A 585-nucleotide genomic window follows, 5' to 3' on the forward strand; every position below is an offset into this window, starting at 1 on the left:
CGATCGCTTCGAGCTGGTCGGCATAGACGTCGCCTTGGGTGTTGTTGTCGGTCGCGGCGACAAGAAGAGCGCCGTTGCGCGCCGCAAGCCCGCGGATCGCCGCCACGGTCGCCGGCGCCCAGCCGCCGCCGGTGCTGAGATAAAGGCTGCCGGGCTGCAGCTCCTCGATCGCGGCAAGGCTCATGGCATCGATGGCCGCTTCGGTGACGCAGAAGCGCATTGCCTCGACAGCGCCAAGACGAAACAGCAGCTTGGCGCCTCCGCTCGCAAACCCCCGCCATTCAGGACCGCGCTCCTCCCAGCCGGTGAGCACGCCGGCCTCATCGCTGTGCGCGGCCCACATGCTGCCGCACGGACCCTCGCGAAGCCGGTCCTGGCGGATCGCCGCGCGGATGACGGTTTCTGACAGACGGCGTTCCTGGCGCAGATAGCGCCAGGTCATGGATCCGGGCCACGGCCCGCGGCGGCTTTGCCAACGCTCGGAAACGGAACGGCCCGGTCGCTTCTTATGAGGAACCTGCGTCCAGACGGGCTCGCTGGGAACGAACCCGATCAAATTCGCCACATGATCGAGCGCTTTCACGA

1 protein-coding gene is annotated in these 585 nt (G+C 67.5%); it reads right to left on the reverse strand.

Annotated features, from left to right (window positions below; translation table 11 throughout):
- The coding region (locus EN780_RS36855) for a DUF3991 and TOPRIM domain-containing protein (RefSeq protein ID WP_128276624.1) at positions 1-585 on the reverse strand (585 nt) is incomplete at both ends.

Origin of the sequence: Mesorhizobium sp. M4B.F.Ca.ET.089.01.1.1, from assembly GCF_004022605.1 — a bacterium.
Lineage (GTDB): Bacteria > Pseudomonadota > Alphaproteobacteria > Rhizobiales > Rhizobiaceae > Mesorhizobium > Mesorhizobium abyssinicae.